At 51.9% G+C, this 21,932-nt stretch carries 17 protein-coding genes; 8 read left to right on the top strand and 9 right to left on the bottom strand.

Going from position 1 to position 21,932, the window contains the following annotated elements; all coding sequences use genetic code 11:
• Positions 1-12: 12 nt before the first annotated feature.
• On the bottom strand, positions 13-489 hold the full coding sequence (locus IEX02_RS11335; protein ID WP_188694894.1) for a carboxymuconolactone decarboxylase family protein: 477 nt from the start codon (positions 487-489) through the stop codon (positions 13-15).
• A gap of 155 nt (positions 490-644) precedes the next feature.
• Here IEX02_RS11335 and IEX02_RS11340 point away from each other — a divergent pair, with 155 nt between their 5' ends.
• A complete protein-coding gene (locus IEX02_RS11340; protein WP_188694897.1) occupies positions 645-1,448 on the top strand; it encodes a helix-turn-helix domain-containing protein in 804 nt (267 codons plus the stop codon).
• Between the two features lie 283 nt (positions 1,449-1,731).
• On the opposite strand, the gene IEX02_RS11345 is transcribed toward IEX02_RS11340, so the two are convergent.
• Entirely contained in the window at positions 1,732-4,653 is a 2,922-nt protein-coding gene (locus tag IEX02_RS11345) for a TonB-dependent receptor (protein ID WP_188694898.1), read from the bottom strand.
• A 210-nt stretch (positions 4,654-4,863) separates the two neighbouring features.
• On the opposite strand from IEX02_RS11345, the gene IEX02_RS11350 reads away from it, so the two are divergent.
• The 7 genes from IEX02_RS11350 (at position 4,864) to IEX02_RS11380 (ending at position 13,669) form a co-directional block, all read left to right on the top strand.
• A complete protein-coding gene (locus tag IEX02_RS11350; RefSeq protein ID WP_229702196.1) occupies positions 4,864-6,105 on the top strand; it encodes an amino acid deaminase in 1,242 nt (413 codons plus the stop codon).
• A gap of 19 nt (positions 6,106-6,124) precedes the next feature.
• Positions 6,125-6,976 (top strand): MurR/RpiR family transcriptional regulator, encoded by an 852-nt coding sequence (locus IEX02_RS11355; protein ID WP_188694900.1) that lies wholly within the window; start codon positions 6,125-6,127, stop codon positions 6,974-6,976.
• Position 6,977: 1 nt separating this feature from the next.
• Positions 6,978-8,435: an N-acyl-D-amino-acid deacylase family protein gene (locus tag IEX02_RS11360; protein WP_229702197.1), complete on the top strand. Its 1,458-nt coding sequence runs from the start codon at positions 6,978-6,980 to the stop codon at positions 8,433-8,435.
• A complete protein-coding gene (locus IEX02_RS11365; protein ID WP_188694902.1) occupies positions 8,435-8,821 on the top strand; it encodes a RidA family protein in 387 nt (128 codons plus the stop codon). Before IEX02_RS11360 ends, IEX02_RS11365 begins: the two co-directional genes overlap by 1 nt.
• Before the next feature lie 65 nt (positions 8,822-8,886).
• Entirely contained in the window at positions 8,887-10,368 is a 1,482-nt protein-coding gene (locus IEX02_RS11370; RefSeq protein WP_188694904.1) for a sodium:solute symporter family protein, read from the top strand.
• 2 nt (positions 10,369-10,370) lie between these two features.
• Positions 10,371-11,291 (top strand): sugar kinase, encoded by a 921-nt coding sequence (locus IEX02_RS11375; protein WP_188694905.1) that lies wholly within the window; start codon positions 10,371-10,373, stop codon positions 11,289-11,291.
• Positions 11,292-11,293: 2 nt separating this feature from the next.
• The gene (locus IEX02_RS11380; protein WP_188694906.1) at positions 11,294-13,669 is read left to right on the top strand and encodes a family 20 glycosylhydrolase; all 2,376 of its coding nucleotides are present in this window, start codon (positions 11,294-11,296) and stop codon (positions 13,667-13,669) included.
• A gap of 55 nt (positions 13,670-13,724) precedes the next feature.
• Here the strand turns inward: IEX02_RS11380 and IEX02_RS11385 are convergent, their stop codons facing one another.
• The 7 genes from IEX02_RS11385 to IEX02_RS11415 form a co-directional block, all read right to left on the bottom strand.
• The gene (locus IEX02_RS11385; protein ID WP_229702198.1) at positions 13,725-14,444 is read right to left on the bottom strand and encodes a substrate-binding periplasmic protein; all 720 of its coding nucleotides are present in this window, start codon (positions 14,442-14,444) and stop codon (positions 13,725-13,727) included.
• 163 nt (positions 14,445-14,607) lie between these two features.
• Positions 14,608-15,054, bottom strand: a complete 447-nt coding sequence (locus tag IEX02_RS11390; protein WP_188694908.1) for a GNAT family N-acetyltransferase — start codon at positions 15,052-15,054, stop codon at positions 14,608-14,610.
• Between the two features lie 151 nt (positions 15,055-15,205).
• Positions 15,206-18,343, bottom strand: a complete 3,138-nt coding sequence (locus IEX02_RS11395; RefSeq protein WP_188694910.1) for an efflux RND transporter permease subunit — start codon at positions 18,341-18,343, stop codon at positions 15,206-15,208.
• Positions 18,344-18,351: 8 nt separating this feature from the next.
• Positions 18,352-19,581 (bottom strand): efflux RND transporter periplasmic adaptor subunit, encoded by a 1,230-nt coding sequence (locus IEX02_RS11400; RefSeq protein ID WP_188694911.1) that lies wholly within the window; start codon positions 19,579-19,581, stop codon positions 18,352-18,354.
• A gap of 11 nt (positions 19,582-19,592) precedes the next feature.
• The gene (locus IEX02_RS11405) at positions 19,593-20,870 is read right to left on the bottom strand and encodes a TolC family protein (protein WP_188694913.1); all 1,278 of its coding nucleotides are present in this window, start codon (positions 20,868-20,870) and stop codon (positions 19,593-19,595) included.
• A gap of 56 nt (positions 20,871-20,926) precedes the next feature.
• Positions 20,927-21,259, bottom strand: a complete 333-nt coding sequence (locus IEX02_RS11410; protein ID WP_188694916.1) for a hypothetical protein — start codon at positions 21,257-21,259, stop codon at positions 20,927-20,929.
• 15 nt (positions 21,260-21,274) lie between these two features.
• Positions 21,275-21,898, bottom strand: coding sequence for a cation diffusion facilitator family transporter (locus tag IEX02_RS11415; RefSeq protein ID WP_188694918.1), 624 nt, complete (start codon positions 21,896-21,898; stop codon positions 21,275-21,277).
• Positions 21,899-21,932: the final 34 nt, after the last annotated feature.

Consider the following 21,932-nt stretch of genomic DNA (forward strand, 5'->3'; position numbering starts at 1 on the left):
CAGTGACTGGTATTAGTCGAACTGCCCAACCTGGTAAGAGCCTACTTCCGCTCCCAACCCTACGCAGAATCGATTCCAGCCGTTTATGGCGTTGATGGCTAAGGTCAAATCAGTCATTTGCTTATCGGTAAAATGCCTTTTTACCCGCTCAAAGCACGCTTCACTTGGGGTTGTCTCGCTAAGTTTAGTCAGCACCTCACACCACTCAAGTGCCGCACACTCCTGTGCGGTATAACAAGGCGACTCATGCCAGGCACTAAGCAAATACAGCCGTTGTTCAGTCTCCCCCATGGCCCTGGCATCTTTGCTATGCATATCCAGACAATATGCACAGCCATTTAGCTGGGATACGCGCATCTTCACCAGTTCCATTAAGGCTTTGGGTAACCCCTCAGGCCTGTCAGCAATGCTGCTGAGGTACTTTTCTAACCCCTGCATAGCCTGCACCGCTGCTGGCGAACTTTGATAAAAATTGACTCTGAAAGACATAGTGACTCCTTTTGGTTAGCAGCCACTGAGCATAAGTTGTCTACGATGCTCAAAATTGTATAAACCCGACCTGTTAGGTCAACACGCTCTAGCGGCGCTGGCGGAGAAACACGCAATTCAGTACACTGTTGGCAAGTTTTTGTTGGTGATTCGTTATGCATAAGCTGGCCCATATGGGCTTTCGTCTTCATATGCCCTGCCCGGCATTGGCTGACTATATCAGTTGCTATTGGAGCATCCAGACCATGCATTGTGATCTCGCAGCAGAGGCGGAGTTTATGCATCCGGAGGGTGGCACCGGACTGATTTTTAATTTCGCCGAGCCTATGCAGTTTAACGAGCAATGGATGAGCGCTGACTGCTTGGTAAACGGACCAACTCGTAAGACCACCCGCCTAAAGGTGAAGGGCAAAATCGATGCGTTAGGGGTTAGGTTCAAACCCGGTAAGGGCATGGCATTATTTGCTATGCCACTTGCCGAGGTTATTGATGTCCAGGCATCCGCCCGTGACGTTCTTCCGCACTTGCCGACCAGCCAGTTAGCTGAACGCCTGGCCCCACTTGCTCCCCTTGCCCGTATTCAGATACTGGAACAACAACTGCAAAGATTGCTGTGTCTTGATTTGGGTGCACAACACAGCTTCGATGAGGCCGTCAGTCGGATTCAGTTAGCGGATGGTCAGCATCCCATCCAACACCTGTTTGAGAGCATAGGCCTGGGCCAGCGTCAACTGGAACGCCAATTCAGCCGCTGGCTGGGCATGTCCCCAAAACAATTCAGTCGACTACAGCGCATACGCCTGGCCAGGGATTTACTTAAAGCCCCCAAGCACACAGCGTCACTTACTGATTTGGCCTTGCAGGCCGGTTACTATGATCAAGCACATTTTATTCACGAGTTTAAGCAGGTCGTCGGATTAACACCTGGCCAATATCAGAAAAGAAAGCAGGTAATCTGAGCGAGAAACAGAATCGCCGACGACCCCTTTACAAATAGCATCGTCGGCAATTCCCATCGGGAAAAGTCTTGTTCTTGAGAGGGCACCCTGAACAGGTTTCCCCGAATTGGTGGATGGGCATGCCCATCCAGTACAATGTATCGCTTGTGTATGCAGCGAATCTCAGCAGGTTATTCCTGCCCCTTACCCCATAGGCAAGGGACAACACACCTCAAACAACAGCGTTACCCAAGCAACATTGTTCAAATACCCCCGGCGCTTAAGCACGCCGGGGCATTGGTGGTTACAGACGACCACGCACACCAAAGGTCCAACGACGCTCGTAAACGTTTTGCGTTACGATGTTGTCTTCCCACTGTGCATAGATATTTTCGAATTCCTCAGTAATGTTACTACCCTGCAGGTAGAGACTGACGTTTTCGGTAATATCGTAGCTGGCCGACATATCCACATACAGGGTGTCATCTGCCCAAATCGGCAATACGCCCTCGCCTACGCCAAAGCCCAGACTGTCCAGTCTGTCACTACGGTAGTTAGCGGCGATACGGAATTGCAGACCATCGCGGTCATACCACAAGATAGCGTTAGCAGAGCGCTCAGAGTTGTCCTGAATAGGTAACTCGGCCCCGTACACATCCACGTTGGCACTGTCACTTGGCGCATAAGTTAAGTTCACCGTAGTGCCAAAACCACCCAGTACGCCAGGCAGGAAGTCAAAGGCTTGATGGTAAGCCAGCTCGATGCCGTCTATGCTGCCACCTTCACCGTTAATTTCCGTATTTACCGGTACTTCACGGCGTACAACACCGTCAATGTCCGGCAACGCCATCATGACCTGACCTTTTTCAATAAAGGACTCTATATCCATCTTGAACAGGCCGACACTCACCAGGCTGGACGCATCGAAATACCATTCAGCAGACAAGTTGTAGTTGCTCGCGCGCCATGGCTCCAGATCCGGGTTGCCGTTACGGCTACCGTTAATGGCCACCAGCAAGTCCGGACTTACCCCTAACTCAGCAGCCAGCACGTCACCGGCACGGGTACGACCCACACTGATACCACCAGACAACTGGCTCATGTTCAGACTGGTCATGGTTTTTCCATAGGCCGCACGGAGCAGGAAGTCATCAGTAATGTTAAAAGTGATATTGGCAGCCGGTAGGAAGTCCGAGTAGCTGCGATCCAACACTTCATACCCTGTGGAATTGGCGGCAGTACAAAGTGAACAAGGGCGTCCATCACCAATAATGTACTGGCCAATATCCAATGAGGTTTTGATGTATTTACCACCCACATTGGCCTTATAAGGGATACCCGCCAGCTCACCGTCAAAATTAGCCTGCAGATAAGCAGTCTGGGTCACTTCCTCGATATTAAAGGAACGAGATGGTCTGGACAGGCGTTTGTTGCCTGGATACAACGCATTCTGAAACGCAAAAGGATCATCCAAGGCTTCAGGGTTGATCATATAGAAGCTATCGCCACTAGCAGGACCAAAACCATCCACTTTATGCACCCAGCCTTCTGGCAAGTCAGTAAAGAAATTGGTGTTACCAATGGTCAGGTCGCCTTGCGAAACATTCACCTCACCATCACCGTTGGTGTCACCCAACGCCGCACTGGAGTCCTTCCACATAACATCGGCGGTAAACTGACCGCCCGTCATGGGCGCCACCAGAATATAGGTATCACGCTCTACATCACGTTTGCCCCAGCGCAGACCAAATTCAACGTTGGCCAGGTGATCGCCTTCAAATTCATAGGTACCGTCTGCGCGCAAGACATCCAGTGTCGCCTCTTCATCGAAGTTATTCTCCGAATAGGTAGAGACCAGGTTGTATTTGCTCACATCAGAGCCAAAGCCCTGATCATACCCTAAGGTGATGTACTTACCGGTACGGTCAAAATCAACCTTGATAGGATCTGGACCATAACCATTTGGGTTCACAGGGGTAGCAACACCGGTATTATTGGTGAATGCAGCATGCTGTGCACCGCTGGTTAAGTAAGAGTGCGCAACGTTTTCAGTATGTGAACGTTCGGCATCACCACGTAGATAACGCACAGAACCGCTTAACGGACCATCACCTTGGTAGTTAAGCTGCAAATTGATATTGGTTGACTCGCGGTCGTTGGTCAGGCTCTCGGAATACGAACTAACGCGGCGCACCAGCAGCTCAGCCTGGTTAACGGTATAGATATTACCGCCCAAAGGACCAGGGGCACGCTCAATAAAGTTATCGGAATAAGCCCAGATGTTACCGCGGGCATTGTCGATCATCAGCCCCTGCTGACGGTCCGCATCGTCCATATCGGTGTAAAACACATCGGCCAGGAACTCCAGGTTTTCAGTAACACTGGCCTGGAAGCTAGCGCTCAAACCCAGACGGTCACGTTCGGTCTGCTTGTCCATCATGCCGTGGAAACGCTGGCTCAGGTAACTGTCGTTATTGTCACCATCACCATTGAAATCGCGCTTATCACCGGTTTGCTCCCCTTGTAAGTCGAATGACGTGAGGATAGTACCGTAGCGATAGTTGGCTAGTGTATTAGTGTCATAAGAGGCGGTAAACATCACCCCCATGTCATCACCACGATAACCGGCAAAGGCCACCAACTTGTGATCATTTTCCTTGGACAGGCTGCCGCGGGTTGCTTCTACCACACCATTTAAGGTCAGTCCCTGCTCCAGATTAAAAGGACGCAGAGTTTGCAGATTTAATGTGCCTGAAATCCCACCGGCCAACATATTGGCCGTCGGTGATTTATGAACAGAAATGGCGGATACCAGCGGAGCAGGAATATCACTGAAGTCCGGCTGTACTGTGGTGATTGAGCCCGCGCTTAGCAGCTGTTCGCCGTTTAGTAAGGTAGTAACCTGCGGCATACCACGCACATTTACGGTTGAACCTTCACCAGCAGAGCGACGAATTTGTACACCGGGAATACGTTGCAAGGTATCAGAGATAGTGACATCAGGCAGTTTACCAATATCTTCGGCCGTAATGGCATCTGTCACACCTTCACTGAAACGTTTTTCATTCAAATTACGCTTATGACTGGCGGCGATACCGCGAATCTCCAGCACTTCTACATTGTCAGCAGCCACTTCCTGCGCCATTGCTACAGGTGCAGCAATGCCACTGAGGATAAGGGTAACGTTGGCTGCGACCAAGTGACGCTTAAACCGTTGAGGTTTCATTATATGTCTCCTGTTTTTTGTTATTGCTCACGTCTTGGGTTGACAAAGTCAATGATGATGATTAACTTTATCTCGCTTGTTACTTTTTACCAGTACATTTCACAATAACGGGTATTTTTTAACACCTATATCAATACAAATGCAATGGTTATTTTTTAAAGGCGTTATTCAGGCAAGATATGGGCTTAACAAATTACCGAGGACACAACAATGACACTGAGTCGTAATACCATGCTGGCATTCAGTAAAGGCCAGGGCGATGCCGGGCAATTACAACAAGGCTGGAACCTACTGGCAGAAGACGTTAGTTTGCCAGTAGCGGTATTGAGCCGCAGCGCCTTACAAAACAACCTGTCATGGATGAAGAACTATGCTCAGCATACCGGTGTGCGTTTAGCCCCGCATGGTAAGACCAGCATGGCCCCTGAGCTGTTTGCCATGCAACTCGAAGCCGGAAGCTGGGCCATGAGTCTGGCGACAGCCCCACAAGTGGTGGCCGCAGCCCAAAGCGGTGTCAAACGCATACTGATGGCCAATCAGTTAGTCGGCAAACGCAATATGCAGTTAATTGCCGAGCAAATACGCAGCGGCCTGGAGTTTTTCTGTTTTGTTGACTCCAGCGAAAATGTCGAGGCACTAAACGCCTTTTTCTCAGCGCAAGATTTGCAGTTAAACCTGCTTCTGGAAATAGGCGTACCTCAAGGACGCTGTGGTGTGCGCAGCGTCACGCAAGCCAATGCGCTGTGTGAACAGATCAGCGCCCTGCCAGCATTGAATTTACGTGGTATCGCTTTTTATGAGGGCGTTATTCACGGCCCGGATGCACCCGAGCGAATTCGCCAGTTTGTAGGCTCAATACGTGACCTGGCATTGAGCTGGCGCGAGCAAGAACGTTTCGCCACAGGCGAGATTATTCTGACCGGTGCAGGCTCTGCCTGGTATGACCTGGTGGCAGAACAAATGGATCCCACTAATCTGCCCCAGGATATGGCGGTTGTCATCCGTCCCGGCTGTTATTTGATTCACGATACCGGTATCTATCAGGATGCACAGGCTGAAGTGAAAGCCAGAAGCCGCATGGCCTGTGATATTAAAGGTGACCTGATCAGCAGTTTGCAGGTTTGGGCATATGTGCAATCTATACCAGAGCCAGGTATGGCGGTTATCGGTCTGGGTAAGCGAGATGCGGCTTTTGATGCTGGCTTGCCGACACCGGTTTTACACTATCATCCGGGGGATGCCTCCCCAAGCTCCGTGCCCTCGCATTGGCAGCTCACCCGCATCATGGACCAGCATGCTATGTTGCAGATTGATCCAAAAGATAAGCTAACTGTTGGCGATATCTTGTGTTTTTCCACTTCACATCCCTGCTTAACCATGGATAAATGGCGGTATCTGGGAATTGTCGATGACGATCACTGCGTCCGGCAATTAATCGAAACCTGTTTCTAACGCCATTGGGGAGAACAGATTGGATATCGTATCTCGTATTAACAGCCGCCTTGCTCACCTTCGTCCATCCGAACAGAAAGTGGCACGCTTTATTCTTGATGACCTGACCTTCGCGGCCAGCGCGCCAATTAATGAGCTGGCGGATAAAGCTGGGGTCAGTCACGCCAGTATTACCCGTCTGGCCAGGGCATTGGAATGCACAAACGTGCGTCAACTTAAGATGTTACTGGCCCAATCCGCTGCTGTAGGCGAGCGCTTTATTAATAACAAGCCCGTTGATCGCAAGGATATTCCCGCCATTTACCAGGCGATTCATGAGATCCTGGATTTAAATGCCGGACTCATTTCTGACAGTGATCTGCAATCTGCCAGTCAGTTTGTGACCCAAGCCGACCACGTACTGATATTTGGCGTCGGCGGCGGTAGTACTGTCATGGCGCAGGAGTGCCATAACCGGCTGTTTCGCCTGGAAGTGAAAAGCAACGCCTACTCAGATCCTATGATGATGCGTATGACCGCCTCTACGGTGAATAAAGATGATGTCTTGATCTGTCTGTCACTCTCTGGCGTCAGCCCAGATGTGCAATCAGCCGCCCAGATTAGTCAGGAATATGGCGCACAGGTAGTGGCTATTTGCCCCGATGGGCCGCTAGCCAAGATTGCCGATATTCACTTACCTATCCAGACCCGCGAAGCAGATTACATCTTTAACCCCAGCGCGTCCCGCTATGTGATGCTGGCAGCCATTGACATGCTGGCCAGTGAAGTGGCGGTGAAAAATCAACGCAAGTCCCGCGAAAAGCTGCGGCGCTTAAAACACCACCTTGATGAGCACCGCAGGGGCTCGGAACGATTACCACTCGGAGACTAATTTGTCGCACGCTACGGATTTATTGATACTTAATGCCTGTCTGTATGACGGCACCCCGACCCCGCCGTTACAACAGGATGTAGCAATCCGTGGCGATAAAATTGAGGCAGTTGGTGATCTGAAAGGCTATACCGCCCAGCAGGTCGTGGATGCATCGGGTATGGCTTTGGCCCCCGGTTTTATTGATGTTCACACCCATGATGATATCGAGCTGATACGTAACCCCGCGATGCTGAGCAAGCTCAGCCAGGGGATTACCACCGTCATCGTCGGTAATTGTGGTATCAGTGCCTCCCCTGTGGCCGTCACGGATACCGTGCCCGACCCCCTTAATTTGTTGGGCAAAGCCGATGAATTTCGTTTTCCCACCCTGAGCGCTTATAAAGAGGCCTTTGAGCAAGCCCAGCCAGCGCTAAATGCCGCCTTGCTGGTAGGCCATACCGCCCTGCGTGCACAGGTTATGGACAGATTGGATCGCGCGGCCACCGAACAAGAAATCAACACCATGCGTACTATGTTGGTGGGAGCGCTTCAACAGGGTGCAAAAGGCTTAAGTACGGGCCTTGCCTATCAAAGCGCTTTTCATGCACCAGCAGAAGAAATTGATGCGTTAACTGCGGTGCTGGCGGAATACGATGCTCTCTACACTACGCACTTACGTACCGAGTTTGACGGCATTATTGATGCGTTGGATGAGGCCTTCGCCACTGGTCAAAAAGCCAAAGTGCCGGTGGTTATTTCACACTTGAAATGCGCCGGCAAGGCCAATTGGGGGCGCTCCGCCGAGGTATTGGATCATCTGCAATCGGCGCAGCAGCATCAACATGTGGGCTGCGATTGTTATCCCTACAGTGCCAGTTCCAGCACCTTGGACTTAGGCCAGGTCACCACAGATTTCGAGATTTTTATCACCTGGTCAGATCCGCACCCAGCTATGGCCGGGCAAACCTTACAAGCCATTGCCGATAGCTGGCAATGCTCATTGCTAGAGGCCGCCGAGAAGCTGCAACCTGCCGGTGCGGTTTACCACGGCATGGACGAGCAGGACGTGCAGCGCATTGTCAGTTTTCCCGGCAGTATGATCGGCTCAGACGGCCTGCCCTGCGATCCCAGCCCTCACCCCAGATTATGGGGCAGCTTTCCCAGAGTGCTTGGTCATTACGCCCGGGACAAAGGCCTGATGCCCATGGAACTGGCCGTACATAAAATGACAGGACTATCGGCGCGGGAGTTTATGTTACACGGACGAGGCTTAGTTAAGCCGGGTTTTCAAGCCGACCTGGTGCTATTTGACCCATTGAAAGTCAAAGACAATGCCAGCTTTGTCCAACCCAAGCAGGCAGCCGATGGCATTTTAAAAGTTTGGGTCAATGGCCAGCTTAGCTATGAAAATACACAGCATCCTTCACTGACTGGCAATCGGGCCGGACAGTTTCTTCAACACACAGGTAAAGAGTAATGACAATCAAACGTTTTGGAATTCATGGTGGTGTAGGTACGGGCGGACAACATCTGCCTTTTGCGCGGGCGGTGGAAGCCGGCGGCTGGCTTTACGTATCAGGCCAAACTCCGATGCGTGATGGTGAAGTGGTAGAAGGCGGCGTTATCGAGCAAAGCCGCATCGCCATTGAAAACTGTCTGGAAATTATGCAAGAAGCCGGTTACGGCCTACAAGACGTGGTACATGTTAAAGTAATTCTAACTGATGCCCGCTATTTCCAGTCATTTAACAAGGTTTTCAAAGAAGTTTTCGGCGAACATCCCCCCGCTCGTATCTGTGCAGTCGCTGACCTGGTAGTGGACTGTAAGGTTGAAGTCGACGTGACTTGCTATAAGGGCGCCTAACTCTCTCCAACAGCACGATTTTCCTGGCGGCGCCACAGCCGCCTTTTCCCAGAGGTATAACCGCAATGCAAACCACCTTTATCCTGGCTTTTGGCCTTTATCTGCTCGGCATGATTGCGCTCGGCTGGTATGTATCCAGAAAGGGCAACAGTGGTGAGGACTTTCTGCTCGGCGGCCGCAGTTTGCCACTGCTGTTAACCCTGGGAACCACTGTGGCCACCATGGTCGGCACTGGCAGCTCGATGGGCGCAGTGGGTTTTGCCTACCAAAACGGCTGGGCTGGTACCCTCTACGGCATCGGTGGTGCCATTGGTATTCTATTATTGGCCTGGTGGTTTGCCCCGGTCAGAAACCTGCGCTTTATGACCATGAGTGAGGAGCTTGCCTACTACGTGGGCGCCAATCCGCTGATTAAAAACTTGATTGCCTTAGTGATCTTTATTGCCAGCATTGGTTGGCTTGGGGCACATATTATTGGCGGCGGTATGTACCTGTCCTGGCTGACGGGTATTGATATTCAATGGGCCAAAGTGTTTATCGCCCTGAGCTTTGCTATTTATGTGGTGATTGGCGGCTATACCGCCGTAGTCTGGACAGACTCCATTCAGGCCCTGATTCTTTTTACCGGCTTTATACTGATGGCCGGTTTTTCCCTGCACCATGTGGGGGGATGGGACGCCATGCTGGCAGCCCAACCGGCAGAAAATATCTCCTGGTTTGCGGTGGATAAAACCGGCGTGTTGCCAGCCATTTCTCTGTCTCTGGCCATTCTGGTTGGCATACTGGCCACCCCTTCTTTTCGTCAGCGCATCTACTCCGGCAACGATGTCAGCTCAATCCGCCGTTCCTTTGTCTACTCGGGTCTGTTGTATCTGATGTTCTCCTGCATACCGGCCATTATTGGTATGACTGCTTATGCCACCGTTGCCGACCTGGACAATCCGTCGTTCGCCTTTCCCCACATTGCACTGCACTTTATGCCGCTGGGCTTAGGGGTTTTGATCATTATTGCAGGTATTTCTGCCACCTTGTCCAGTGCCAGTTCCGATGCCATTGCCGCCGTCAGTGTCGTGCTGCGCGACTTGTTTGTACTGGTCACGGGTAAAATGCCGCAAGCCAATAAAGTTGTGCTGTTATCACGCATTTCACTGGTCATTACTATCAGTTTGGCACTGGGCTTTGCCCTGACGTCGAACGATATCATTGCCTATATCACTAAGATGATCGCCATCTTGATGTCCGGTATGTGTATATGTGGTTTGCTTGGACGCTTCTGGCCTCGTTATAACTGGCAAGGTGCATTGGCGACCTTAGTCGCGGGTATGGGTACGGCCTTGTATGTGAGTCTGAGCCCACAAATAAACAGTCTGTTTGGTAACCCTGTGCTGCCTTCTCTGTCTGCCGCTTTATTGGCTGGCGTACTGGTGACTCTGATTACGCCCCGCTGTGCCATCAGCCGAGAAGAGGCGTTGGCAATCTTGGATGCTGAACGCCAGAAGATGGAAAGCCGCCCGGCGTCGCAATCTCTGGCCGGTCAGGAGGCATAATCATGCGTATCGTATTATTCGGCGAATGCATGCTTGAACACAGCGATAGCGGGGAATTTCGCTTTGGCGGGGATACATTAAATACAGCCTTGTATCTGAGTAGAATGCTACCGGCAGGCAAAGTGCAGGTGCGCTACGCCACAGCACTGGGTATAGATCAAGACAGTGATGCGCTGTTGGCAACCTGGCAACAAGAAGGGCTGGACACCTCGCTGGTCTTACGTCTGACTGACAAGGTACCCGGCAGATACCGTATCCATTTACAACCCGACGGACAACGTCGTTTTGAGTACTGGCGTGATGACAGTGCTGCACGGTACTACTTGCGCGATGGCAATAATCCTTTGCTGTCGGTACTTGAAAATCAGGACTGTGACTATTTCTATTTAAGCGGTATCAGCCTGGCTATTTTAACGCCTCATCATCGCCAACTGTTACTGGACGCCATGGCACGCTTTTGCCAGCAAGGTGGCAAAGTTATTTTTGATAACAATTACCGCCCTGTCTTATGGCAGCAAAATCCCCTGCCCTGGTATCAAAAGGTCATGCAACTGGCCTACCTGGTATTGCTCACCGACGAGGATGAATACGCCCTATACGGCGACGATGATCCTGAGGCTATTCTTGCCCGTTGCCAGACCTGGGGCATCCCGTATGTACTGATAAAACGCGGCAACCAACCTTGCCTGGTTCGCACCCGCCGGGAACTGACCCAGGTATCGGCACAGAAGGTCATTAAGGTGGTGGATACCAGCGCCGCCGGCGATTCTTTTGCAGGTGGCTTCCTGGCCGCCTGGTTATGCGGCCAGCCAGCCGATGTTGCGGCGCAAAACGGTCATGCGCTCGCTGCACACGTAATACAACACCCCGGTGCCATTATTCCACGCAGCGCCATGCTCGATTTGATGCCGATTAAGGAGTAACAATGAAAATAAAACTGCTGTTAGCCTCACTCATATACGCAGGGTTAAGCACCCCCAGTTTGGCTGCACAATCCAGCCCGGCATTAATGCCCTATCCAGCTAGCCTTCAGCAGCAACAGGGACGTTTTGTCATTCCTCAGGCATTAAACTGGTCGGTAACCGGGCTGAGTGATACCCGGGTCGCGCTGCTCAAAACCCAGTTACAACAAGGCTTAGCTACTCAGTTGGTAGACGGCGATAAGAACCTCGCCTTACATATCCAGGTAGAAAACCCGACAACATCAACCTACCCAAAACTGGGGGAAGATGAGTCATATCGTCTCAGCATTGATGCACAGGGCATTAAGATCGAAGCGCCCACCGCCCTTGGTGCCTTGCGTGCAGCACAAACCCTGCGCCAGTTAGCTTTTGCACAAAACGGCGAACTTCCTTATGTCAGCATCCAGGACAGTCCGCGCTTTCCCTGGCGGGGATTAATGGTCGACAGTGCCCGGCATTTTATGCCACTGGACGCCATATACCGTCAGTTAGACGGCATGGCTTCGGCCAAACTGAACGTGTTTCACTGGCACCTGACCGACGACCAGGGATGGCGACTAGCATCCAAGGCCTATCCCAAACTTCAGGAGCTTGCCTCAGACGGCTTGTTCTATACTCAGCAAGAAATTCAACAGGTAGTGGAGTATGCCCGCCAACTGGGAATTCGCGTCGTGCCTGAGTTTGATGTACCAGGGCATGCCACCGCAATAGCCACCGCTTATCCGGAACTTATCAGCCAGCCGGGCCCCTATCAATTAGAGCGCCACTGGGGGGTATTTGAGCCACTACTCGACCCCAGCAACCCCGAGGTTTATAAGTTCATAGATACCTTGGTGGGTGAAATTGCAAGTTTATTTCCCGATCCCTATCTGCACATTGGTGGCGATGAAATTAATCCCAAGCAATGGCAACAAAGTGAAGCCATTGCCGCCTATATGGCCAAACATCAATTAGCCGACCATCACCAGTTGCATACCCACTTTAATGCCAAGGTACAGAAGATTCTGGCCCGCCACGGCAAAAAAATGATGGGCTGGGATGAGATTTTTCACCCCGACTTGCCCAAAGACATCATGATTCAGTCCTGGCAGGGACTGGATTCATTAGCACAAACCGCCATGGCCGGTTATCAGGGCTTATTGTCCACCGGTTTTTACATCGATCAGCCACAGCAGACTGCCTACCACTACCGCAACGAGCCAATACCGGCCAATGATTTTATTGCACCTACCATCGGGGCAGATACCCAATGGCAACAATGGCAGTTTGAAATGCCGCGCCTAAAAGGCAGTGCCGTGACCGGCGAATTTGTGCTTTACACTCAGGCCGATGGCAGCCATCAGGGCTATATAAGGGTGAATAAGCAACAAACCCGTATGCTCAAAGATATCCAGCGCAAAGGCCCGTTAACCCGTTTTTGGCTCGATACCTGGATGGGACCTATGCAATTTGATGTCAGCCTTCAAAAGGCTGAGCAAATTGACGGACGTATCCTGATTGGCAACACACCTTACGCAGTCAAAGGCAAGCAGCTCGCTTCAGGTAACGGCGGCGAAAATGCACCTAAAGTAGCTAAACCAGCGCAATTCGACGAAAAATTTGCGCACAACATACTGGGTGGAGAAGCCACTATCTGGAGTGAGATAGTCACAGGCGATAATTTGGATCTGCGTATCTGGCCTCGTTTGTACGCCGTGGCCGAGCGGTTCTGGTCGCCCCAGGCCCTCACCGATAAAGACGATATGTATCGTCGCCTGGCAATCATGCAAGACTACGGTACGCAAGTGGGTCTGGCCTATCAAACTCAGCAGCAAGCAGGCTTTCAAGCCTTGGTAAGCGAAGGGACGGATATCTCCCCTTTGTATACCCTTGCCGAGCTGGTGGAACAGGCCCAGTATTACACCCGACACCACCTAAAATATCAGGCTGATGCCTATCATCACGGTGAAAGACTCGACCGTTTCGTAGACTTTCTGCCCGCAGAAAGCCTGGCGCTGGTTGCGTTCAACCAAGGCATCACGCAGGTTAAGCCAACCCAGTCGCCCACCCTGCTGCAGCTAGACAGTCAGCTCGCTAACTGGCAGCAACAACTCCCGGCCATACAGAAACTGGTAGGTGCACATCAGGAGTTACAACCTTTATCCAAACTGGTGGACGACCTCGAGCAAAGCCTACTGCTAAGCCGCCAGATAGTGGCGAACTGTCGTCAGGCAGTGATGACTGCCGATCAGGCCCAACCTCTGCGTAAACAGCTTTGGCAGTTGGCCGAAGCCAAGCAGGAAATAGTAATAGGTTTAGCACACAGCGCCGAACGTCTGCTTGACCGTTGTAGCCACTAAGCAAAAGGGGGCATTTTTGCCCCCTTTTTGCTTTTAACAACGTCTCACACGCGCATTATTCAGCCTGTTGCTGATAATGGGTTTCACGAATCTTGGTGAATTCACCGCTGTCCACCCCATGCTTAATCACTTGCTCAAACTTATCTTTTAAATGCAGCAACCTGGAGTTGGCGCTGATAGTGACAAAATAATCGTTGTAGTGAGTGGGTTGATACTTGGCTTTCACGACTTCCTGGCTAAGGCCCATCTTCTCCAGTAGCGGCAAAGTACTCTCCTGATAGTGGATAAAGGTATCAATTCGGCCTTTCATCAGAAGCTGGATCTTTTGCTGCAGTGTCGACACCCCAACCAGGGCAAAGTCCTGCTTACGTTCAAAATTATCAAAATACTTGGCATAAATGGTCACACCAATTTTCATGTTGCCCAAATCATCGATAGTAGCCAGCGTCTTTTGATTGTTTTTACGTACAAAATAGGTATGACGAAGCTGCTCATAGCTGGGGCTAAGATAAATTACTTCATCTTGCTTATCACTGTCGCGGGTCACCCCCACCATCAAGTCAATGTCACCGTTTTTCAGCGCCATCAAACGACGGGCAAACGGCATAGGGTTAATTTCCAGATCCATGTCCATCTGCTTGGCAATGTAATCCAGGTATTTGGCATGCAAACCATCAGCAAACTCGGGAGACACTGAGGAGCGGAGCAATTCTTTGGCGTTGACCTGCATGCCAAAACAAGCAAGTGAAAAAATAAATACTGAGATAAAACGCATAAAACACCTGGCAGTCGTAGACTGATTCTTCTCTGATTCGATTTCAGGGCAAGGCATAATACCATTCACCTTCATCCCTGTACGTAAAAGTTTAATGACTGCATACCACAGCCGAGTATATTTAAACCTGCTTTCGTCACAATGACGACAAGTTAACCAATTGTCAGCCGTTATCTGATTGGTAAAGGTAAACAAGCATGCCATCAGACGCCGAAGGCTCCTCAGATTGCCAGCCGTTTTTGGTAAAAAAATGTTGTGCGCGGAGATTGTCCTGACAGACATACGCCACCCAGTGCGCCAGCCCGGTATGGTCAAGCATCAGATTCAATGCACTTGCCCCCAAACCTTGTCCTCGAAACATGGGGTTAACGGCAATATCTGATAGCGTATTCGCTGCTTGTGGATGTTTTGCCCATACTGTGCCAATCACGGCGATGGGCTCGCTACCAGCAAAGATGCAGTACTGCTTCCCTCCCTTATCGGTCAGTACATGGTCCAACCATGCCTGATCCAATGGTCCTAATTCCTCATTTAGCAAAGGGTCCTGATACCAAGCCTGCAGCCAGGTAAAGTCATCAGCAATAAACTCCCTGATAGATAACGTTTTCATCGCCTTCCTTGATATTACAGCCCATTTATCGCTGCGATATTATGCCTGGGCGACATATAAAAACCTTATCAGTTTGTCATCGGTCTGCTTAAACGGCGTACATCCAAGCCGTGTATATAAAGGGGCGAACATCGCCCCTTTAGGTTGCTTGTCAGGCTCGCTGTAAGATAGGCCGAACCCGGTATACCAACTGATACAACGCGGGCAGCACCAGCAAAGTCAGTAAGGTTGAACTAAGGATTCCGCCAATCACAACGGTGGCCAATGGCCGCTGTACTTCCGCACCGGTACCGGTATTGAGCGCCATAGGAACAAAGCCCAGACTGGCAACCAGCGCTGTCATTAGCACCGGTCGCAGTCGCTGACTCGCGCCTTGCCAAATGGCCTCATAAAGAGGCTTTCCGTCCTCTCTTAGTTGGCGAATAAAGGACAACATCACCACACCGTTTAACACTGCCACCCCGGATAAAGCAATAAAACCCACAGCGGCAGATATTGACAACGGCATACCGCGCAAGCTTAACGCCAGAACCCCTCCTGTCAGCGCCAGCGGTACACCGCTAAATACAATCAATGCATCGCGCAGCGAACTGAAAGCACTATAAAGCAGCCCCAGAATCAACAATAAGGTCAATGGCACCACCAAGCTCAGGCGCTGACTAGCCGATTGAAGCTGTTCAAAGGTACCGCCGTATTCAAGCCAATAGCCCGGCGGCAACCCAAGCTGGTTTTGCATCAGCTCACGGGTTTGGCTAATAAAGCCGGCCAAATCCCGCCCGTCCACATTGGCGGTTACCACCACATTACGTTTACCGTTTTGCCGGTTAACCTGATTAGGCGCACTGACCAGTTCAATATCCGCCACTTCCCCCAGCGGAACATAAGCCAGGTCAGGATTCTGGCTGTTGTTCAGACTTACCGGGATCTGGGCCAGTTGTTGTGGGTCCTGCCCCCAGTCATTATCCATTCTGACCAGCAGTTTAAAGCGCCGGTCCCCTTCATAGATAAGGCCGGTTTGTACGCCGCCAATAGCCACGGCAACGGCTTGTTGAATGTCTGCGACATTTAAGCCCAGCAAGGCCATATGTTCTCGTTGCGGTACAACGGATAAGGTTGGCAGGCCGGAGAGCTGTTCAAGCCGCACATCGGTGGCACCCGGCACGGTTTTTAACAGCGCCTCGGCCCGCTCACCGCTGGCTTTCAACTCGTCAAGATCATCACCATAGATACGCAGCGCCACATCGGCCCGCACCCCGGCAATCAACTCGTTAAAGCGCATTTCTATGGGCTGAGTAAACTCATAGTTATTGCCTGGCACATCCTCCACTCGTGCCCGAATTTTGTCCACCAACTCGGCTTTAGATAAGGCTGGATTTGGCCACTGCGCGCTGTCTTTAAGCATGATAAAAGTGTCAGCCACATTCGGCGGCATGGGATCGCTGGCGATATCCGGGGTGCCGATTTTAGAAAACACCGCACTGACCTCCGCCAATTCGCCCACCGCCTGCTCCAGCTGCAATTGCATAGTCACAGACTGGTCCATACCTGTGCCGGGGATACGCAGTGCATGCATGGCCACATCGCCCTCATCCAACTGGGGCAAAAACTCAGCACCCATTCGACTGGCCAGCCAGGTACTTGATACCAGCATCAACAGCGCCAGCAGCAACAGTTTGAAAGGGTGTTTCAGTGACAGTGACAACAGCGGCAAATACAGCTTACGTGCCCCCCGCATCAGCGGGTTTTCCTTCTCCACTACCTTACCGCGCACAAAAATAGCGATAGCCGCTGGTACAAAGGTCATGGCAAACAGCAGCGCACCCAACAAGGCGGCAACCACAGTGAAGGCCATAGGGTGGAACATCTTGCCTTCCACCCCGCTTAAGGCAAAGATTGGCAAATACACCAACATGATAATCAGCACGCCAAATACGGCTGGGTTGAATACCTCCTTGGTACTGTGGAAGACTTCGTTTAGCCGTTCTTCCAATGTCAGCAAACGCCCCAGACGATGCTGTGCCAATCCCAGGCGGCGCAAGGCATTTTCCACCACAATCACCGCACCATCGACAATAATGCCAAAGTCGATAGCGCCCAAACTCATTAAATTGCCTGACACCCGGTTCGCGGCCATGCCGGTGATAGCAAACAGCATGCTTAGGGGGATAACCAAAGCCGTAATCAATGCCGCGGTAACATTCCCCAGCAGTAAAAACAGCACCACAATCACTAAAACCGCTCCTTCAAAGAGGTTTTTTTGTACCGTTTGAATGGTTTTCTCCACCAAGCTGGTACGATCGTATACGGCCTCAACCACAACCCCCTGAGGAAGACTTTGCTGCACCTCGGCCAACTTTGCCCCAACCCGTTTAGCCACCACCCGGCTGTTTTCACCCAAAAGCATCATGGCTGTGCCTAACACCGCTTCCTGACCATTATGGCTGGCCGCACCGCTACGCAGCTCACGACCAAGCTGCACGTTGGCCACATCGCGGATACGCACCGGCGCATCATCACGCTTGGCCACCACCAGCGCTTCAATCTCGCCAATAGTGCGAAGTTGGCCGGGTGAGCGCACAAGATACTGTTCGCCCAAACGTTCAATGTAGCCAGCGCCACTGTTGAGGTTATTGCTCTGTAGCGCCGCAATCACATCGGCTACCCCCAATTTAAAGGCCAGCAATTTACCTGGTATGGGGGCCACCTGATATTGACGTTCAAAGCCGCCAATGCTGTTGATTTCAGTTATACCTGGCACCTTAAGTAACTGCGGGCGGATAACCCAGTCCTGCAAGGTACGCAGATCTTCCGCGTTATAGGGCTGACCGTCGGCCCTTGTAGCCCCCCCCTCGGCACTGACCACATAGGAGAATATTTCCCCCAGGCCGCTGGCAATAGGTCCAAGAGCCGGCTCCACCCCGACCGGTAACTCCCCCCCTACGCCTTGCAGACGCTCACCGATTTGCTGTCTGGCCCAGTAAATATCCGTGCCTTCCTGGAAGATAACGGTTACCTGGGACAAGCCGTAGCGCGACAGTGAACGGGTGTATTCCAGGCTTGGGATCCCCGCCATGGCGTTTTCAATCAGGTAGGTGATGCGCTGCTCCACCTCAAGCGGGGTGTAGCCGTCCACCTTAGTATTGATTTGCACCTGCACATTAGTGATATCCGGTACCGCATCTATGGGCAGGCGAAAACTGTTGTATATGCCAATGGCGGCGATAAACAAGGTCAGTGCCATCACCAGCATGCGCCGCGTGATGGCAAAGTGAATAATCTTATCAACCATAAGTCACCTCAATGCACATGGCTGGCGCCGGCTTTTAGCACATCGGCTTTGAGCACAAAGCTATTGGCCGACACATACTGCATACCCGCAGGCAGTCCCGACAACACTTCAATCCACTGGTTGTCGCTTTGGCCCAGCTCAACCGGCCGGGCTTCAAAGGTGTTGCCTACCCGCACAAACACCACAGAGCGCTCTCCCATCTGCTGGATGGCCTGACGCTTAACTCGCACAGGAGCCTGACGCTGCTGGGTGATCACCTCAGCTTTTACATGCATACCAGGACGCCAATGGCCGTCGGCATTGTCGATCAGCAGACGGGCCCGGGCGATATGTCCGGCTGACATCATAGGGGCGATATAAAACACTTCCCCTTCGGCCTGCAGATGCTGGTGCAAGTCCATCACCTGTGCGCGTTGACCTACCCTGAGCCGCTCGATGTTTTCGGGAAAGGCGGAAAGTTCTACCCAGACCTTAGATAGGTCGGCTATTTCCATCAGCACCTGATTGCCAGCCAGTTCACCGGCATTGGCAAACTGCTCGGTGACTACGCCTTTTGCCGGGCTGTTTAGGGTATAGCTTTGCAAGGTTTGACTATTTCGTACTCGCATCAGCGCTTGCCCCTGTTTAACCTGCTCACCCACCTGCACCAGCAAGGCTTCTACCACGCCAGGATAAGGGGCCATCAAGGAAAAGCGCCGGTCGATGGTTGGGGTGATCACCCCAAACAACTTATCTTTGCTGTTGATCTCCCCGCCGCTTGCTACCGCAGTGGCAATATTGGCCTGTTTAATGGCCCGTTCGGACAGCTCCGTTCTGCCCTCAGGGCTGTCGTAATGCCAGGTATAGGCTTTGCCCTGATAACTTGTCTGTATCTCTACTTCAAAAGAATGGGGCTCGGACACCTCCTCGCGACTAACCAGATACGGGCCTTCGGCCTCGAAACTAAGGGCCTGTATCTCGCCGCCTAATCTATGTAACGCCACTTGCAAAGACAGCCCGGCCGGGGTAACCAGCTGGCCATTAATGTAGGGATACACACGCATTTCGGCCGGTACGCCGGTTTCATAGATCACCACCTCCAGGGCCAGCTCGCCCTGCTCCAGCCAGCGTCCCCCTTGTGGTCCTTCCCTTGGCTCTGTATGGCTTTCTGATTCGTGATCCCCAGAAGCTATAACAGGCAAAGCCCAGGTTACGGCCAGCGCCGCGCTTATCATCAAACTCACTAAAAAATTTTTCATCGGGTTATTCCTTATGCGTCAATCAGCGGCTGGCCGGTTAAACGCTGCATATTCAGCAGCGTGTCAAACACTGCAATGTGCGCCTCCAATAATTGACGCTCGGCGTTAAACAGGACTTCCTGAGCGTCCAGTAATTGCAGTACCGAGATCTGCCCATGCTGATAGCCCGCTCTGGTGCTAACCAGTAATTTACGGGCTTCAGGCAGCAGCTGCTGGTCGAGCTGGCGGATACGCGCTCTGCTTCGCTGTTCCTGATAAACCAGGGCCGCCACTTGATTACGCAGCCCCTGGCGAAGCTGGGCCTGGGCATGGCTTACACCATCCAGCTTGGCTCTGGCCGCATCAATATTGCCCTGGTTGGGATTGGTCAGATTAAGCGGCATGCTAAGGCCAAACACCAGTGCGCCGTCTGACCCGGCGCGGCTATACCTAAGCCCGGCATCCAGGGTAATGTCTGCCTTGCCGTTAGCCTGGGCTAAGCGCAGATTAGCCTGCTCAAGGGCATATTGCTGTTGCAGTAACATCAGCTCAGGCGCGGTATTTACCGCCTGCTCCACGGCCAGGCTGGAAACCTCGCTCGGCAACTGGCGAATATCGCCCTTAAGACGGTCAAACTGAGGCGGCTGCAACCACTGTTGGCTCAGCTGGTAGCGGGCACGTTGAAATTCACTCTCAATGCGCTGCTGTTCCAGTTGCACTTCCGCCAGACGATACGCCATGCGCGACACATCGGCGTCAGATACTGCGCCGGCGGCGGCCCGGGTACGGATAATTACCAGTGATGCTTCAATCTGGCTGATACGCTGGCGGTTCCATTCACGCAGTTGCTGCCAATTAAGCACCTGATAAAAACGCGCCGTGGTCTCAGCCAGCACTTGTAGCCTGTCCCACTCATAACGCACTGCTTGCTGTTGTAGCATCTGATCCTGTAAAGCCAGACGCATCTGACGTTTGTCCCCCAGCTCGATTAACTGACTGAAGCTGAGTGTCACTTCGGCGCTGTCCAGCCCCTGGCTCTCCCCGGTCCCCAGCACATTTTCCAGTTCCAGATTCAGGTTAGGGTTAGGTCGCAATCCGGCTTGCAGACGCCGCGCCTCAGTCTCCCGTATGGCAAAAGGGTACTGGGCTAGGGTTGGATGGAAGGTTAAGGTTTTCTGTAATGCCTCAACAAGCGATAAGGGCTGCGAGGGCTGCGAGGCCTGCGAGGCCTGCCCAGCAAAAGCCGAAAAACAGCCAATGCATAGCAAACCAAGCCTTGCCGCACGCTTGCGGAAAAACTCAATACTCATAAATTGTTCTCTTAAATCAATACATTGTCAGGGCGTAATGCCCGCTTAAATGGGATTTAGAGAGACAAGTCGGGAGGCGGAACCGGTGGTTGGTAAAACAGGTTCAGATAATGTCTGGCCGGATGACCGGCATTCACACTGACACAAGGAGAAAAGTGGATATCGCTGCCATAACCGCTATGGCAGGACAAATGCACGTGTAACTGGTGTTGATGATCAGGCCCTGAGTCATCACTATTGTTTTGATGATAATCCGGGGCCTCTAAATGACTCAGATGGGAATACCCTGGATGTTCTGGATCAGGCACATGAAAAGGCGATGCCACACAGCTAAAAAAGCTGTGTGTCACAATCAGCAATAATGCATAAATGGCGTGTTTCGCCTTCATCCCTGTTCACTTACCTTAATAACAGCAGTTTGTTGATGGCTTATTATCTGTCGCCACCTGCCTGGCATCACGGATAATGCGCCAGGCTGAGAAAATAATAATCAAGGCGATCACACTGCCGATTACCCAGTCCGGCCAGGCCGCACCAAGCCAACTCACCAGCGCGGCAGACAACAATACACCAAGGTTAGCCAGCATATCATTGCGCGAACACACCCAACTGGCGCGCAGATTAATATCTCCATGTCGATGCTGATACAGCAGTGCAAAACACAGTACATTGACCACCAGCGCCATCAGAGCAACGGCATACATGGTCTGGATATCAGGTGTGACGCCAAGCCAGATGTTTTTTATCACATCCAACAGCACCAGACCACCCAAAAAAAGCTGTAAGCTACCACTTAGCATCGCCACATTAGCTTTGGTACTGATAGCCCGGCCTACGGCATACAAACTAGCACCATAAACCATGGCATCGGCCAGCATATCCAGCGAGTCGGCCATTAAGCCACTGGAGTGGGCCAACCAGCCCGCAACAAATTCCACCACAAACATCAGTGCGTTGAGAGTTAACACCACCCAGAGCAGTTTACGTTGCTGAAGATCTTCAGCATTAGGGGCACAGCAGCCAGCCATCTCTATTCCTTGGTCATTGATATTAATGCATGTA

The organism is Bowmanella pacifica (assembly GCF_014645355.1).
Lineage (GTDB): Bacteria > Pseudomonadota > Gammaproteobacteria > Enterobacterales > Alteromonadaceae > Bowmanella > Bowmanella pacifica.

Bases quoted from the DNA above. Each gene is read 5' to 3' on its own strand.
- IEX02_RS11380 (WP_188694906.1), top strand. From the start codon at position 11,294: ATGAAAATAAAACTGCTGTTAGCCTCACTCATATACGCAGGGTTAAGC.
- IEX02_RS11385 (WP_229702198.1), bottom strand. From the start codon at position 14,444: ATGCGTTTTATCTCAGTATTTATTTTTTCACTTGCTTGTTTTGGCATG.
- IEX02_RS11390 (WP_188694908.1), bottom strand. From the start codon at position 15,054: ATGAAAACGTTATCTATCAGGGAGTTTATTGCTGATGACTTTACCTGG.
- IEX02_RS11405 (WP_188694913.1), bottom strand. From the start codon at position 20,870: ATGAGTATTGAGTTTTTCCGCAAGCGTGCGGCAAGGCTTGGTTTGCTA.
- IEX02_RS11365 (WP_188694902.1), top strand. From the start codon at position 8,435: ATGACAATCAAACGTTTTGGAATTCATGGTGGTGTAGGTACGGGCGGA.
- IEX02_RS11340 (WP_188694897.1), top strand. From the start codon at position 645: ATGCATAAGCTGGCCCATATGGGCTTTCGTCTTCATATGCCCTGCCCG.
- IEX02_RS11395 (WP_188694910.1), bottom strand. From the start codon at position 18,343: ATGGTTGATAAGATTATTCACTTTGCCATCACGCGGCGCATGCTGGTG.
- IEX02_RS11400 (WP_188694911.1), bottom strand. From the start codon at position 19,581: ATGAAAAATTTTTTAGTGAGTTTGATGATAAGCGCGGCGCTGGCCGTA.
- IEX02_RS11345 (WP_188694898.1), bottom strand. From the start codon at position 4,653: ATGAAACCTCAACGGTTTAAGCGTCACTTGGTCGCAGCCAACGTTACC.
- IEX02_RS11375 (WP_188694905.1), top strand. From the start codon at position 10,371: ATGCGTATCGTATTATTCGGCGAATGCATGCTTGAACACAGCGATAGC.
- IEX02_RS11410 (WP_188694916.1), bottom strand. From the start codon at position 21,259: ATGAAGGCGAAACACGCCATTTATGCATTATTGCTGATTGTGACACAC.
- IEX02_RS11370 (WP_188694904.1), top strand. From the start codon at position 8,887: ATGCAAACCACCTTTATCCTGGCTTTTGGCCTTTATCTGCTCGGCATG.
- IEX02_RS11415 (WP_188694918.1), bottom strand. From the start codon at position 21,898: ATGGCTGGCTGCTGTGCCCCTAATGCTGAAGATCTTCAGCAACGTAAA.
- IEX02_RS11335 (WP_188694894.1), bottom strand. From the start codon at position 489: ATGTCTTTCAGAGTCAATTTTTATCAAAGTTCGCCAGCAGCGGTGCAG.
- IEX02_RS11350 (WP_229702196.1), top strand. From the start codon at position 4,864: ATGACACTGAGTCGTAATACCATGCTGGCATTCAGTAAAGGCCAGGGC.